The organism is Microbulbifer sp. ALW1, assembly GCF_009903625.1.
Classification (GTDB): Bacteria; Pseudomonadota; Gammaproteobacteria; order Pseudomonadales; family Cellvibrionaceae; genus Microbulbifer.
Genome location: NZ_CP047569.1, coordinates 117,996 through 134,183 on the forward strand (window position 1 = coordinate 117,996; position 16,188 = coordinate 134,183).

At 56.5% G+C, this 16,188-nt stretch carries 11 protein-coding genes; 5 read left to right on the forward strand and 6 right to left on the reverse strand.

Annotated features, from left to right (window positions below):
• Positions 1 to 77 precede the first annotated feature (77 nt).
• Positions 78 to 3,317: an SNF2-related protein gene (locus GRX76_RS00530; protein ID WP_160151507.1), complete on the forward strand. Its 3,240-nt coding sequence runs from the start codon at positions 78 to 80 to the stop codon at positions 3,315 to 3,317.
• Here the strand turns inward: GRX76_RS00530 and rrtA are convergent.
• Complete coding sequence (rrtA, locus tag GRX76_RS00535) at positions 3,303 to 3,938, reverse strand: rhombosortase (protein WP_236250487.1); 636 nt, start codon at positions 3,936 to 3,938, stop codon at positions 3,303 to 3,305. The genes GRX76_RS00530 and rrtA overlap by 15 nt on opposite strands.
• Positions 3,928 to 4,620: a hypothetical protein gene (locus GRX76_RS00540; RefSeq protein WP_160151509.1), complete on the reverse strand. Its 693-nt coding sequence runs from the start codon at positions 4,618 to 4,620 to the stop codon at positions 3,928 to 3,930. The genes rrtA and GRX76_RS00540 overlap by 11 nt, the downstream gene beginning before the upstream one ends.
• A 603-nt stretch (positions 4,621 to 5,223) precedes the next feature.
• On the opposite strand from GRX76_RS00540, the gene tal reads away from it, so the two are divergent.
• Genes tal through xylA form a run of 3 tightly spaced genes read left to right on the forward strand, consistent with a single transcriptional unit; the run spans position 5,224 to position 9,048 of the window.
• Positions 5,224 to 6,195 (forward strand): transaldolase, encoded by a 972-nt coding sequence (gene tal / locus GRX76_RS00545; RefSeq protein WP_160154742.1) that lies wholly within the window; start codon positions 5,224 to 5,226, stop codon positions 6,193 to 6,195.
• Positions 6,195 to 7,685, forward strand: coding sequence for a xylulokinase (gene xylB, locus GRX76_RS00550; RefSeq protein ID WP_160151510.1), 1,491 nt, complete (start codon positions 6,195 to 6,197; stop codon positions 7,683 to 7,685). Before tal ends, xylB begins: the two co-directional genes overlap by 1 nt.
• Positions 7,686 to 7,713: 28 nt before the next feature.
• Positions 7,714 to 9,048 carry a xylose isomerase gene (gene xylA / locus GRX76_RS00555; protein ID WP_160151511.1) on the forward strand — a complete coding sequence of 445 codons (1,335 nt, stop codon included), beginning with the start codon at positions 7,714 to 7,716 and terminating at the stop codon, positions 9,046 to 9,048.
• Between the two features lie 163 nt (positions 9,049 to 9,211).
• Here xylA and GRX76_RS00560 read toward each other — a convergent pair whose 3' ends face one another.
• Genes GRX76_RS00560 through GRX76_RS00575 form a run of 4 tightly spaced genes read right to left on the reverse strand, consistent with a single transcriptional unit; the run spans position 9,212 to position 14,232 of the window.
• Entirely contained in the window at positions 9,212 to 10,456 is a 1,245-nt protein-coding gene (locus GRX76_RS00560) for a hypothetical protein (RefSeq protein ID WP_160151512.1), read from the reverse strand.
• A 19-nt stretch (positions 10,457 to 10,475) separates the two neighbouring features.
• Entirely contained in the window at positions 10,476 to 11,945 is a 1,470-nt protein-coding gene (locus GRX76_RS00565; RefSeq protein ID WP_201276872.1) for a glycoside-pentoside-hexuronide (GPH):cation symporter, read from the reverse strand.
• A 23-nt stretch (positions 11,946 to 11,968) separates the two neighbouring features.
• The gene (locus tag GRX76_RS00570; protein WP_160151513.1) at positions 11,969 to 13,387 is read right to left on the reverse strand and encodes a GH1 family beta-glucosidase; all 1,419 of its coding nucleotides are present in this window, start codon (positions 13,385 to 13,387) and stop codon (positions 11,969 to 11,971) included.
• Positions 13,388 to 13,389: 2 nt separating this feature from the next.
• Positions 13,390 to 14,232 carry an AraC family transcriptional regulator gene (locus GRX76_RS00575; protein ID WP_201276873.1) on the reverse strand — a complete coding sequence of 281 codons (843 nt, stop codon included), beginning with the start codon at positions 14,230 to 14,232 and terminating at the stop codon, positions 13,390 to 13,392.
• Between the two features lie 159 nt (positions 14,233 to 14,391).
• On the opposite strand from GRX76_RS00575, the gene GRX76_RS00580 reads away from it, so the two are divergent.
• Positions 14,392 to 16,092 carry a glycoside hydrolase family 43 protein gene (locus GRX76_RS00580; RefSeq protein ID WP_201276874.1) on the forward strand — a complete coding sequence of 567 codons (1,701 nt, stop codon included), beginning with the start codon at positions 14,392 to 14,394 and terminating at the stop codon, positions 16,090 to 16,092.
• Positions 16,093 to 16,188 lie beyond the last annotated feature (96 nt).

Below are 16,188 nucleotides of genomic sequence, written 5' to 3' on the forward strand. Positions count from 1 at the left end.
TCAACTCGTGCTAAAGTGGCAGGTTTCGGCCTTTCGAACTGCCGAAAAAATGGAATTCGCGAGGCCGGGAGCTCTCCTTGATCAATTTCACCCGCAACAGTGTCCTCAATATGGCGAACGAAAGTACTTTCGAGCGCGGGGAGGACTATTTCCGGCGCGGACGGGTGCAGGAGGCCTTCTGGGATGAAGAGGTACAGGTTTACCGCGGTCGCGTGAAGGGTTCGGCGCGCCTGGTATACCGGGTAGAGCTGGATGTGGAGCGGGGGCGTCTGGTAGGACTTTGCTCCTGCCCGGTATCACTCAATTGCAAACACGCGGTAGCCACCGCGCTGGCGCTACTGCATCGGGAGCAGCAATCAGAACTGGAATCAGAGCAGGATGCGTCGAAACCAGATACATCTACCGTGCAGGCGACACAAGCCGCTACACCGGAATGGCAGCGCTGGCTCGAAGACCTCCCCCCGGCTCCGCGCACCGAAGCAGCCTCACTGGAGCACGGCCAGCACTACCTGTTGTACGTGCTGGAGGAAAATACCCAGGGGCGCCTGCAGCTTTCCACCAAAAAGGGCTATCTGAAGAAAGACGGCGACTGGAGTCAGCTGCGCTACTTCGCCCAGGACACAACCCGGCTGGGCTGGAACCGGCCCGGTCACCTGCTGGATGAAGACGTCACCATTCTGCAGCTGCTGCCACGTATCAACGCCAGCGGGCGATTGGGGCTTGTCGGCGAGCAGGGGCGTCGCGCCCTGAGCCACCTGCTGGACAGCAACCGCTTCTATTTTGACGACCAGCGCATCCAACGCGGCCCTTCCCGCTCCCTGCTATGGCATTGGCGAAAGGAAGAAAACGGTAACCACCAACTGGTCGCTGAGCTGGTAACCGACTCAGGTGGTGAGGATGCCCCCATCCACTGGCAACTGATTCCCGTCAGCCCACCCTGCTATCTGGATACTGAAAATCCCACCATCGGGGATATCTCTACCCCGTTACCCGCAGCGCAACTGGCACACCTGCTGGAAATGCCCGCGGTAACCGATGAGGATTTCGGGCTGATGTCGATGCGGCTGCGTCAGCAAATACCAGCGACACAACTGCCACTGCCGGTTGAACCCAGGTTAATTCGCATTACCGAATTTACCCCACACATCACCCTGGTGGGCTGCGACTTCGAGCACTACAAATTGCCGGCGCTGAAGTTGCACTTCAATTACGGCGACTTTGCGCTGTCCCCATCCTACAGCCGGTACTTTGAAGGCCCCGAGGTCACCCGGGAGCAGGACGGAAGCTACTTCCAAATCGTGCGCGACATAGCGGCAGAACAACGCTGCTCGGATCAGATTCACGATCGGGGCCTTTACCTGATCTCCGAGAACCTCGGCGGACAGGAAGATGTCTGGGTACTGGACGTCACCACACCTGAAAAGATATTCGACCACTGGCGCACGCTGCTGAATGAGCAGTTGCCGGAATGGAAAAAACGGGGCTGGATCATCGACACCCACCCCAGCTACCGGTTTGATGTTACGCAGGCGGATATGGCCATAGAGCTGACCGACAGCGACAACCACTGGTTCGAAGTTGGCCTGGAACTGACCCTGCCCAACGGACGGCCCTACCCCATTGTGGATCTGGTGGAAAACTGGTTGGCCCAGGATGCCCCGGATGAACTGAGCATCGTTGTCGACGGCAACTGGATCAGCGTGGATACCAGACCCCTCCAGAGTATCCGCGGCCTGCTGCTGGACCTGCTGAAAGAAAAAAGACTCGACGGACCGGTGCGCCTGCCCGCCTTCCAGGCCGCGCAATTTACCGGCACGGGTACAGCGGACGAACACCGCGCACCCAACACCCGCAAGCTGATCGATAGATTACAGAGCTATTCCGGGCTGGAGGCGGTACCCGTCCCAACACACCTTAAGGCAACCCTGCGCCCCTACCAGCAGGAAGGGCTGAACTGGCTGGTGTTTTTGCAGCGTTACGGTTTTGGCGGCATTCTCGCGGACGATATGGGACTGGGTAAAACACTGCAGACCCTGGCCCTGCTCCAGCACATGAAAGAAGCCGGTCGACTGAATGACCCGGCGCTGGTGATTGCCCCGACCAGCCTGACCGGGAACTGGCTGCACGAGGCTGCGCAATTTACCCCCGAACTGAAAGTCACCCTGATTCACGGACCGGAAAGGGGCGCGTCCCTCGCGCAGATTGACGGCAGTGACCTGGTCATTACCACTTACCCGCTACTGGTGCGGGATGAAGCCCAGTATAAAGATCGTCACTTCAGTGTGCTGGTGCTGGACGAAGCCCAGGCGATCAAAAACCCAGACACCAAAATTGCCGAGTGCGTGCGCGGTATCCATAGCCAAACCCGCCTGTGCCTTTCCGGAACCCCACTGGAAAACCACCTAGGCGAACTCTGGTCACTGATGGACTTTGCCCTGCCCGGGCTTCTTGGCGCCCGCAAGACATTCCAGCAGGCCTACCGAAACCCGATAGAAAATCACGGCAATCAGGATCGGCAGCGGGAACTCGCCAACAAAGTGCGCCCGTTTATGCTGCGGCGCACAAAATCCGAAGTAGTCTCCGAGCTGCCGCCGAAAACCGAATCCATCCAATACGTGGAGTTGGGCAGCAAACAACGTGCGCTCTATGAGAGTGTGCGTATCAGTATGGAAAAACGCATCCGCGACCTGGTTGAGCGCCAGGGCATGGGCAAAAGCCATATCGAATTTCTCGACGCGCTGCTGAAATTGCGCCAGACCTGTATCGACCCGCGCCTGGTGAAGCTGGACAAGGCAGCCGGTGTCAACGAGAGTGCCAAGCTCAGTTGGCTCGAGGAAAACCTGCCTCAGCTGTTGGAGGAAGGGCGCAGTATCCTGATTTTTTCCCAGTTCACTCAGGTATTGCAGCTGATCGAGGAACTGCTGGGCGCCAAGAAAGTCGACTACACAAAGCTTACCGGGCAGACTCGAAAACGCCAGCAGGCTATCGATCGCTTTCAAGCCGGAGAAGTGCGCATTTTCCTGATCAGCCTGAAGGCCGGCGGTGCCGGTCTTAACCTGACCGCTGCCGATGTCGTGATCCATATGGATCCCTGGTGGAATCCGGCGGTAGAAAACCAGGCCACCGATCGAGCCTATCGCATTGGCCAGGACAAACCGGTATTCGTCTACAAACTGGTAGCGGCAGATACCGTGGAAGAGCGCATCCAGCAAATGCAGAAACAGAAGCAGGCGCTTGCAGACGCGCTGTTTGATGCGACAAGTACCGGGGAGCTTCCGGCCAGTAAAGAGGATTTGCTGGCGCTACTTCAAAATTGAAATACCCCACAGTAGCGCGGCAATCACAGAGCCCCAAATAGCGCCCAGAAGATGACTGGATACTGCGACTTCTGCCTGGATTAACGCACCCGTCGACGCGCTCGGCCCGGCGATCCACTCCCAGGCGACCTTGCCAACACATCCCGCCAGCAGTAGCGCCCCAGACCAGCGACGCTGGGAAAGTTCACTGATGGCGCCGAAACAGAAAAGTCCGTGCAGTACCCCGGAAATACCGTAGTAGTTATCGACATCGGGAAACCAGAGCCAGAGCCCGCCACTAATCAGCAGCGCCAGCAGAGCAACCAGTCCGAGATACTTCAAAACCGAATGGCCGCTACCGAGCAATGCACTGCGACCGAATAGCAGCCAGAGCGCAAATACCCCGGCCATATTCAACAGCAAGTGCGCCATATTCGTGTGCACAAGGTGTCCGCTCAGCAGGCGCCACCATTGCCCACTTGAGATAGCGGTGCGCTCATATAAAAACGCATCGGGAAAAGAGGCTTGTAAAAACTGCAGCGAGCTACAGAGCAGCAGCAATGCCAGCGGGCCGCCCGAGCCCGCTGGGAGACGTAGTCTTTCGGAATAACTACCTATTAAAGAGGGAGGGTCACCCGGCATACAGAGGATTTCTCAGCGCGGCGGAGTGGAATTGCTTGGTGTCTGCTGGTGCTTCCTGCTCCTCTTCCAGCGCGCGTTGCAGGGACTTATCCATTTCCTCCAGCGCCTTGCGCAACTCCTCGGAAAAGTTTTCCACCGCCTCTGTTGCCTGCTCGCTCATCTGGTCCTGGGCTTTCTCCATTTCCTGCCCAAGCTGCTCAAGCATCAGGTCCACCTGATCCCCGGCCTGCTCTGCGGAGCGATCAAACTGTTCCGACAGGCTTTTACCCAGCTGGTCAAACTGGCGCAGCAGGTCACCGAAGGCGTCGCCACGGGCGCTGCTGAGAGTACGCTCGTAATCCACCAGCCACTCGCCATCCCGCCGAACCAGGTAGGTAGTAAAGGAGCGCGCCTTGTATTGCGGGTACTCTTTACTGGAGAAACGGGAAACCACACTGGCCTCATCGCTATCGATGATCACCCGCCCCCAGGAAGGCTGGTACTCGGCCCAGCGCGCAAAATCGTCATCGAAACGCTCGGGCCCCTGGAGAGTCGAATACTCGGCAACATCAGCGGCATCCCCCTGAACGGCGGCCTGCCAGAATGCTTTGGTCACATCCTGTGGTGATTCGGGGCTGGAGCAGGCGGCCACAAACACGCTTATCGCCGCGAGAATGGGTAAATGGAGCTTGCGGAATTTCATATCTGGATACCCGGTCTTACTGGCTGCACCGGCAACCTTTACAGCCCGGGAATCTAACGCTGCCGGCTATTGCTAGCAACCCCAGAAATCGACCGGGACGACAAGGTTGTGTGCGACCACTCAAGCTAATACGGCTATCAATCGGTTACAGGTCGCAGTGTTCCGCACGATTACGCTCGCAGTAGCGTGACTGCAGCGCACTCAAAACCACTCTCGTCACCAGTTCGGTCACGACTTTTTCAGCACACATACCTGGTCACCGTAATAGTTATCGCTGTAGTTGCACTCGGTTTCGGCAACCGAGAAGAGCGTGAATACTTGCATGGTTCCTCTCCCTGACTGTTTATTGAGAACAGCTGCAGGATATCGACATGCCCGCGATAGAAGAAATCAAATAAAACTCTCACCCTGATCAAAAATACCTATAAGCAAGAGCTATCAGCTAACCCCTCCCAATAGATGTAATCGTATTCATTTTTTATCTTCTATGTATTGAAAGGCTGGCAATTGAAACTTTCGTGGGGCAAACTATAAAAAAATGAAAACGTTTACATTCCGACTTGTAGAAGTAAGCCGGAAGACGCGACAGAGAGAAAGAATAAGATCATGGACAAACTCAGTCAGCTGCGGGCGATGACAGCCGTGGTGGCGGATACTGGCGATATCAATGCCATCCGCCAATTCACCCCGCTGGATGCCACCACCAACCCCTCCCTGCTATTGAAAGCCGCACAACAGGCGGAATACCAGCCGCTGATCGAAGAGGCCATCGCCTGGGCCGCGGCACAGAGCGGCAGCAATGAGGAACAAACCGCACTCTGCTGTGATCGCCTGGCGGTAAAGATTGGTTATGAAATCCTGCAGATAGTCCCCGGGCGCATCTCCACCGAAGTGGATGCACGCCTATCGTTTGATACGCAAGCCACCCTCACACGCGCACGCCGCATCATGGATCTCTACACGCAGATGGGCGTGGCGCCCGAGCGGGTACTAATCAAGGTTGCCTCTACCTGGGAAGGCATCAAGGCCGCAGAAATACTGGAACGCGAGGGAGTGCACTGCAACCTGACCCTGCTATTCAGCTTTGCCCAGGCCCGCGCCTGTGCCGATGCGGGCGTCACGCTGATATCCCCATTTGTGGGCCGTATTCTCGACTGGCACCTGCAGAACACTTCCGCGACCAGCTTTGCACCGGACGAGGACCCCGGCGTGCAGTCCGTGCGCCGCATTTACCACTTCTACAAAGAACACGGCTTCGACACCACGGTCATGGGTGCCAGTTTTCGCAATACCGGGCAGATTGAGGCCCTGGCTGGCTGCGACAGCCTGACCATCAGCCCGGACCTGCTGGCGCAACTCGCGGAGGATCGAGGCGAACTAACACGCGCGCTCACGCCGCAATCTGCAAGCGGAAACAGTGTCCGCGCTCTTGGCGAATCCGACTTCCGCTTTCAGCACAATGACGACGCTATGGCCCACGAAAAACTCGGCGAGGGCATTCGCAAATTTGTGCTGGACCAGATCGCACTGGAAGACCAGATCAAGGCGCGTGCCCAACAGGGAGTTCCGGCGTAATGCGCGGCGATCAGAACGTCTACCTGGGGATTGATGCGGGCACCCAGAGTCTGAAACTGCTGGCTTATGACGCAGCTCACAAACAAATCATGCACGTCAGCACCGCGCCGCTAGAGCTGATCAGCCGCGACGACGGCAGCCGCGAGCAAATAGCCGAGTGGTGGCTGGACGCACTGCGCCACTGCATGCAGCAGTTACCCGCCGAAATAAAATCCCGGGTACGCAGCATTGGCATCTCCGGACAACAACACGGTTTTGTGCCACTGAACAAGGCCGGCGAGGTCATTGCCCCGGTCAAACTCTGGTGCGACACCAGCACCATTGCCGAATGCGAGGAAATAACCGCGCGATTCGGCGGCGCTGATCGCTGTGCCGATGCCGTGGGCAACCCTATTCTGCCCGGCTACACAGCATCCAAAGTTCTATGGCTGAAGAAAAACAAGCCAGAAGTCTACGCAGAAGTTGCACACATACTACTGCCCCACGACTACCTGAATTTCTTTCTCACAGGAAGGATTTACACCGAGTACGGCGATGCCTCCGGCACCGGCTATCTGAATGTCCTGCGCCGCGAATACGATCGTTTAATGCTGGCCGCCATAGACCCGGAGCGCGATCTGCTGCCCCTGTTACCGCCACTACTAGAAGCCGATTGCACCGTCGCAATATCTGCAGAAAAAGCCCGGGAGTTTGGCCTGCCCGCAGAGGTCACCATTTCCAGCGGTGGTGGCGACAACATGATGGCCGCATTCGGGACCGGCGCCATTACACCCGGAGTCCTCAGCATGAGCCTGGGCACCTCCGGCACCCTGTTTGCCTACAGCGACAAACCCGCAATCGATCCCAATGGCGAGCTGGCGGCCTTCTGCTCATCGAGTGGTGGCTGGCTGCCGCTGCAGTGCACCATGAACTGCACCGTCGCGACCGAACTCACGCGCAAGGCAGTGGGAAAATCCATCGCCGAATGCGAGCAACTGCTGGAAGAATCCACCCCCGGTGCCAGCGGCCTGATCAGCCTGCCGTTTTACAACGGCGAGCGCACTCCAAACCTACCCCACGCCCGCGCCAGTCTGCACGGTATGACCGACAGCAATTACACCCCGGCCAATCTCTACCGCGCCGCAATGGAGGGAGCCACGTTTACCCTGCGTCGCGGTCTCGATGCCTTTGCCCGAGCGGGACAAACATTCACATCCATTCGGCTGACCGGTGGCGGCGCTAAAAGCCCGCACTGGCGGCAGATGGTGGCAGACGTATTTAACTTGCCGGTGGAAGTACCTGCACAACAGGAAGGTGCCGCCTTTGGCGCAGCACTGCAGGCGCTGTGGGCAACCAGTGACCATAAACACTTGCCGTCACTCGTTGCGGAACACCTGACGATGAATGAATCCCTGGGCTGCAATCCCGATAGCGCGACCGCTGCAGCCTATCAAACCCACTACGAACATTTCCTGGATCTGCTCCGCCAGCAGTATCCCAATATTTCATAAAAATTCAGGATCAAACTGGAGACAAACAATGAGCAGAAATCTATTTATCGGCGACAAAGAATACTTCCCCGAAATCGGTCAGATCCAGTTCGAGGGGCGCGAGTCCGACAACCCGCTGGCCTTCAAATTCTACGACGCCAACAAGGTCATCGGCGGCAAGACCATGGAAGAGCACCTGCGCTATGCGGTGTGCTACTGGCACACCTTCTGCAGCAAGGGTGCAGATCCCTTCGGCCGCGATACCCAGACGTTTGCTTGGGACGACGCGCCCAACCCGATGACCGCTGCGCAGCAGCGTATGGATGCGGTATTCGAGTTTGCCACCAAACTGGGTGTGCCCTACTACTGCTTCCACGATATTGACATGTCGCCGGAAGGCAGCACCATCGCTGAAACCGAGAGCAACCTGTCAAAACTGGTTGAGCTGGCGGCAGAACGCCAGAAAGCTTCCGGCATGAAGCTGCTGTGGGGCACGGCGAATATGTTCAGCAATCCGCGCTATATGAACGGCGCTGCAACCAACCCGGACTTCAATGTGGTCGCCTATGCGGCGAGCCAGGTAAAAGCCGCACTGGATGCCACCGTGGCACTGGGTGGAGAGAACTACGTATTCTGGGGCGGTCGCGAAGGCTATATCTGCCTGCAGAATGCCAATACCAAACTCGAACAGGAAAACCTCGCCCGCTTCCTCACCATGGCGCGTGACTACGGTCGCTCCATCGGCTTTAAAGGCACTTTCCTGATCGAGCCCAAGCCCATGGAGCCCACCAAACACCAGTACGACTTTGATGCCCAGACCGTGATCGGTTTCCTGCGCCACTTCGGCCTGGACAAGGACTTCAAACTCAATATCGAAGCCAACCACGCCACCCTCGCCGGCCACACCTTCGCCCATGAACTGCAGATGTGTGCGGATGCCGACATGCTCGGCTCCATCGACGCCAACCGCGGCGATTACCAGAACGGCTGGGACACAGATCAGTTCCCCACCGATATATACGATGCGGTACACGGCATGATGGTGGTGCTGGAAAACGGCGGTTTCAAAACCGGCGGTCTCAACTTCGATGCCAAGGTGCGCCGTGAATCGATCGATATGGAAGATATTTTCCTCGGCCATATCGGCGGCATGGACACCTTCGCCCGTGGCCTGGAAATCGCCAACCGAATTCTCACCGAGTCCCCGTACAAGAGCTGGAAGCAACAGCGTTACGCCAGCTTCAATGAGGGCAACGGCAAGGCGTTTACCGAAGGTAAACTGAACCTGGCAGACCTGCGCAACCTGGCCGTTGAAAACGGCGAACCACGCCCGACCAGCGGCAAGCAGGAACTGTATGAGAACGTGATCAATCAGTACATTTAATCTGTATGCTCTGATTGATGTCACCTCAACGTCAGATGACTCTCATTTGGGCCCGCTATTGCGGGCCCTTTTTTGTTGTCAGAATGGAAAATCGTTTGAACTTTTGAATGGTTTGAGCTTTTGAATGGTTTGCACTTTTGAAAGGAGCCGACCGCGATGAGGGTCAGCGATGGAGCTTCTGATATAGATCCGGTTCGCCATTCAGGTATATAGGGGCTGAAATTTTCTCACCCCAGAACTTTGCCACATCCAGATTGTCATTCAGCCGCGCATTGGACTCGGCAAAATAACCCGGGCAATTGTGATCCAGCTGCTGGCTCCACATGGGCGAATACTCGCGATCATTCCAGCGGGCATTGATGTAGGAAATCGCACGGACTACATCAGAGTTATCCCGCACATGCCGGTCGAATTTTTCGATCCACGCTTTCGCCAACTCCGGGGAGCGGGTTACATCAATTTGCGCAGCACAATCACCGGTATGCGGCGTGACCTCGGCGATAAATACCTTGTGGCCATGATCGCGCGCAAACCGAAGCTCTTGTTGCCCTACTTCCTCATTGCTACTGGTGAAATACGAATAGCCTATCCAGTCGACATAAGCCCCATCGGTATCCGCCTCGGGGTAGAACTTTTGCATGGTCTCGTAGCTGGCGTAGCCAAATGACTGCATGACATAGGCCACATTTTTCACAGCCTGCTGCTCCAGAAAGCGCCGGATATGCTTGAACGCGGCCTGGTACTGCTCTGGATCATAGCCGTTCCAGGAGCCATCGAACTCATAACCAATACGCAGTAACAGCGGACGTTCCCCCTGGGCCTTGGCCCAGTTGGCGAAATTCAGCAACAGGTGATCGAATTCCCCCCGGGCAATACGGGCAGTATTGCAGTGTTCCTTGCCGCTGCACACCTCACCATTTTTCCCCAACGGACCGGCGATATACATGCCGATGGCCACAACCGCCTCATCAAATCCCGGTTCCTGTAGCAGGCAGTCGGTGCACTGCTCACCGCCGCCCCAGTTAGTGGCTTTTAACAGCCCGTCATTGCCGAGATAGTTCTGCGGATAGTCGGGCGCAAAATCCGGGTACTGGTTGCCGACCTGGTAAGAGATGTAATCGGTAAATCCGGCCGGGCGGGGCAGGATATTCTGATCCGCCAGCTGGTAGTAAGCGCGCGTTGCCGCCAGGTTCTGGCCGGCAACAACCAGAATCCGACCATCCCTGGGTTCATAGCGGGTATGGGTAGCGTTCGCGGAACCGCCGTCGGTATTGGCTGCTTTATCCAGCCATCCCCAGCCCCCCGAACTGATTGCCATACTGGTACCGATGCCCACCGCCATCGCGACTGCACTGGCGAGTGCCGCCGTGCCCACTTTTCTCGACATTTCTTTGCGATGCTCGGTCACTGCCTGCTCCTTGTGGTGATTACAACGCGTTTGCGGAATCCGTATGCGGAGGCTTCCGATTCTGCGCCTGCTGCTGATCGGCTTCACACAGCACGCCAGCCGGCGCTTCGACAGAACGGGCATGAATCGCACGCATTTCAGCGCTGGTAAGGCGGTAGAATTTCATGATGATGCCGTTGGCAAGGGCGCAGACTGCGGGCATCAACGCGACCAGAACCACAATGCCGCCCATGGCGCGCGCGCTCTGACTTTGATTCGCTTCGTAGCCATAAAACGCCAGCAGCCAGCCGGTCAATGCACCACCCACGGCGAGTCCGAGTTTGATCACCAACAGGTGGGCAGAAAAGGCCATGGCCATATTTTTATTGCCCGATTGCTGCGCACCGTAATCCACCGTATCCGGCACCATGGAAAACATCAGTGGTACCACAATCATCTGGAAAAAATTCGCCAGCATAAAGGCCGTAAATGCCAGCACCAGCTGTTCGCCAGGAACCAGGTAAAGCACCAGGTGAAATACGATCACACCGATATTCGCCAGCTGAAACAGTCGCACCTTGCACAGGTAGCGGGTGAGCAGATTGGTAAGCAGGGCACCGGCAACCGCTGCCAGCATACCCGCGGTAATAAACGGGCTCACCAGGTCTTCGCGACCGAGAAAATATTTGACGTAATAAGGGGTAACAGCACTGCGTACCGCCACCAACACCAGCAGGAAAAACGCCACACCCGCAATCAATAGCCACTGGCGGTTACCCAATAACTCCACAAGGTCGGCGAAGATGGATTTCTTAGCCGGCGCGGGGGCCTCGACAAGGCGCTCACGGGTGGTCCAGAAGCACACCATAAAGCACACTACCGCTACGGCCGACAGTACCCCCAGTGTCATCTGATAACCAAAAGCGAGATCGCCGTCGAGTCCGCCAGCAAAATAGTGCACCAGTGGCATGGTCAAGGCAGTCACAATCGCGCCGCCAACCATGGCCATGGCAAAGCGGTAGGATTGTACCGAGGCCCGCTCGCGAGGGTCGCTGGTGAGCACGCCGCCCAGTGCCGAATAGGGAATATTGATAATGGTGTACACCGTCATCAGCGCCGCATAGGTCACATAGGCATACACCAGCTTACCGTTCGCAGAAAGATCTGGTGTAGTGAAAGCGAGTACCGCCAGTACACCATAAGGTACGGCGGCAAAAAGTAACCATGGGCGATAGCGCCCCCAGCGACTGCGGGTGCGGTCGGCAAGCCCACCCATCACCGGATCGGTCACGGCATCGAACAGGCGAACCGCAAGCATCAGGGTACCGACGGCGGCGGCAGAAATTCCGAACACATCGGTGTAGAAGATCATCATGAAATTGACAATCACCTGGAAGACGATATTACTGGCGGTATCTCCCAACCCGTAACCCAGTTTCTCTTTTAGCGTCAGGGCTTGCGTGTCATTGCCCATACCCTCGCCTTTGGACACTTTTCCGTTATCGGTCATCTCGCTAGCTCACCTGTAAATTTTTATTGTTTGGTCAGTGATTTTCGACGCAGCTGCATGAGCGCCTTTAATGCCAGGGCGCTTGCCTTGGGTGTACGTTGCTGGGTTGCATAATCGACATAGTAGAGCCCAAAGCGCTTGTTGTAGCCTTCGGCCCATTCGAAGTTATCCAGCAGGCTCCAGGCAAAGTATCCGCGCAGCTTTACACCACTCGCGAGAGCCACTTCCGCGGCCTGCAGGTGGCGCTGCAGGTAGCGAACCCGCGCGTTGTCGTTCACAACGCCTTTGCCCTGATCATCGACCTCAAGCCTGTCTGCCGATGCCATTCCATTTTCGGTCACATAGAGCGCGGGGGTGCGCGGATGCCTGGCCAGATGCCGCAATGTGCGGGTCAAGCCCTGGGGAAAAATTTCCCACCCCATATCCGTTGCATCGGCACCGTCGTAGGGCGGGGTCACATAGCCCGCATCATTATCAGCGGCACCGACACGATTGCGTGTGTAGTAATTGAGGCCGAGAAAATCGAGCTCTGCACTGATCAGCGCCATATCACCGGGCAACACTAACGGTGCGGATTCCGGATGTCGGTTGAGCACCGGTTCCGGATAACAGCCTTCAAGCAGTGGCTGCAAAAACAGGTCGCGGTTTTCCATATCGGCAAGCAGGCAGGCATTGCGATCTGCCAGGCTGTTTTCCAGCGGGTCGCTGGGGGAGATATTCAGCACTATGCCCACGTCCGCGGCTGGCGCATTTACACGAATCTTCGGCACCGCGAGGCCGTGGGCCAGCAGCAGGTGATGTGCCGCCTGATAGGCCTGCTTTCGATCCCGGATACCGGGCGCATGGATACCGTACAGGTATCCGAGAAATGCACTGCACCAGGGCTCGTTCAAGGTGCCGTAAGAAAATACCCGGTCGCCAAACGCCTGGCTGACCACATCGGCGTAGTGCGCAAACGCGTAAGCAGTATCCCGATTCAGCCAGCCGCCCCGCTCCTGCAAATACTGTGGGAGATCCCAGTGGTACAGGGTCACGAACGGTTTGATACCGCGCTCGTTCAGAAAATCGAGCTGGCGACGATAGTGGTCCATCGCCAGTTGGTTGACGGTTCCATGAAGATCAGTAATCACCCGCGGCCAGGCGATGGAGAAGCGGTAGGCGTCTACACCCAGATCCTGCACCAGGCCCAGGTCTTGCTCCCAACGCCGGTAACTTTCGCAGGCGCGACTACCGTCGTCACCGTTGGCTACCCGGCCCGGTTCTGCACAGAAGGTATCCCAGATACACGGAACCCGACCGTCCACATCCGACGCGCCTTCAATCTGAAATGCAGCGGTGGCCACGCCAAAAATAAAGTCCTCCCGCAACAGCGGAGAGTCTTCTTCCAGGCCTAGGATATTGCAGTAATCGTCGGTGTTCCCCGACGCATTTTCTCTCGTCATACTCACAAGCTTTCCACCGTCGTTTTACGAAAGGCCTGAGGTGTAACACCAAAAACGCGTTTGAACTTGCTGCAGAAATGCGCGCTGTCACTAAACTCGCACTGGAAGGCGATATCCGCAATACGGAGATTGGAGGTCGAAAGCAACTGCACCGCGTGCTGCAACTTCCTCTTCAACAGAAAGTCCTGATAACGCAGGTTCAGGGTTGCGTGAAACAGGCGGGAAAAATGGCTGCGGGAAATGCCGCACAGATCTGCGGCCTGATCCAGGGTGAGCGAGAGCTTGCTGCTGTCCTGAAAATATTTCAGCACTGGCTCCAGGCGCCCGAGGCCGGTAGAGCGGGACACATCCGCCGCATCTTCCTGGATCACTACTTTTTCAATCTGGATCAACAACAGCTGCAACACCCGATTGCGCAGTAACAACTGTTCGGAGCTGACGTTCACTTCACAGCACCAGTGCAGCATCATGGTCAGCCGCTGCAACATTTTGTCTTGCAAACGGCAGACAGCACTGGGCATATCCTGTGCGGTATAGCCCAGAGACAATTCATCCATAACCTGCGGCTCAAACTGCAGCAGAAAAAATTCCTGTTCGCCGTATTCCATCACCATTTCATGCACAGAAAGTGAGGGAAGGTAGAGCAGGGTTCCGTCCTGAATGGGAAATTCAGTACCGTCCAGAAATATTTTTCCGGCGCCCTTCACGAACAACATCACCTCGAACATCATATGGAAATGCGGGGCGATATCGCACCGGTCTTCGGGCGAAAACTGATAGTAAGCAGACTTTACCGTCTGCCCCTGGGGCAGCTCGATATTTTCGTACAAGAGGGCGCTGTTCATCGCAGGCTTCCTCGCTCTCCATCGCTTGTCATCAATGCTCTTGCGCCGGCAAACCGCCAAAGAGCAACATTTTTATATTTATTGGTAATTCGATTACATATATCTGCAATTCATATCAATATCATACTGCAAACAACGATAAAGTCTACGGAGATAGCGGTGCAGCATTTCATTCAGAACCCCATACTTCCCGGGTTCAACCCGGACCCGAGCGTGATCCGGGTGGGAGAGGATTTCTATATCGCCACCTCTACCTTCGAATGGTTCCCGGGTATTCGGCTCCACCACTCAAAAGATCTGGTGCACTGGCGGCTTGTGGGACACGCGCTCACACGGCGCGACCAGATCGACATGCGCGGTTTCAATAATTCCGACGGTGTCTATGCTCCCGCACTCAGTCATGCGGATGGAAAATTCTGGCTGACCTTTTCCTGCACCCACAACAGTCGCGGCGGCGCCTGGATGAGCACGCCCTGTTTTGTGGTTACTGCAGATAAGATTGAAGGCCCATGGAGTGACCCGATTGCGATTGGTGGTGGCGGTTTTGACCCCTCCCTGTTTCACGATGACGACGGCCGCAAATGGGTAGTCAACATGACCTGGGACGGCAGAGCGGGTCACAATAAGTTCGGTGATATCACCCTTCAGGAATTTGATGCGGAACACCGCAAGCTCAAGGGCCCGCGCATTCCGGTTTTCTCCGGCACCGAGCTGGGTTGCACCGAGGGTCCCCAGATTCTCAAGAAGGATGGCTACTATTACCTGATCACGGCCGAGGGCGGCACCGAATGGAATCACGCGGTCACCGTTTGCCGCGCTAAAAACCTGTTCGGTCCCTACGAACTGCACCCGCAAAAACACGTGCTCACCTCGCGCTTTCAGGAAGACAATCCACTGCAAAGAGCCGGCCACGGATTTTTGGTGGATACCCCCAAGGGAGAGTGGTACCTCACGCATCTGTGCGGCCGCCCGGTATACGATCCTGAGGCCTACGGTTTTGGGCCAAAATACGGCACCGGCTTTTCCATTCTCGGTCGCGAGACCGGTATCCAGAAAGTGGAGTGGCGCGACGGCTGGCCATGGCTCGCCTGCGGTGGCAATGCACCGCAATTACAGGTTGCCGCTCCCGACCTCCAGCAGCACCCCTGGCCACAATCATCCCAATACATCGATCATTTTGACGAACCGACCCTTTCCCCGCAGTGGCAGACACTGCGCGAGCCCGCGGAAGCGTCCTGGTGTTCACTCTCCCAAAGAGCGGGTCACCTTCGCCTGACCGGTCGCCATTACCTGGCGTCCAGATTTGATCAGAGCCTGCTGGCGCGACGAATTGAACACCACCGGATGCGCGCGGAAACCCGCGTGGACTTTCACCCGGAATCGCCGATGGAAATGGCGGGGCTGGTGGTCTACTACGACAATACCAACTACTACTTCCTCAAGATCACAAGCGAAGACAACGGCAAAAAAATTGTGCAGGTTTGCGCATCCATCGCCGGCGCATACAGCGAGCCCGGCGGGGCGGGACAGAAAGGGGAAAAGGCGATCATTGAAAACAGTGACCCGCTGTATCTACGGGTAACCCTGGATACCCAGTGGTACCAGTTCAGCTATTCCACCGACGGGCGCCACTGGGCAAATATTGGCCCGCGCCTGAACAGCACACCACTATCCGACGAGTACGGGAACCTGATTTTCAAGTTTACCGGCAGCATGGTGGGAATCTTCGCCTGCGATGTAAATGAGCAGGGCAGATACGCAGACTTCAGCCATTTCTCTTATCAACAGCTCGCAGAAGAAAGCACGGTTGGCGAACCTGACACTGTACAGGAATCCGTTGCGCTGGAAGTCGTATCATGAAATCCGTGCTCACTCATCACCTCAGAGATCACCTCAGAAATCGTATCCGTATTTTCCCCCTGATAGCGGCAACCCTACTTCTTGTTGTTGGCTGCG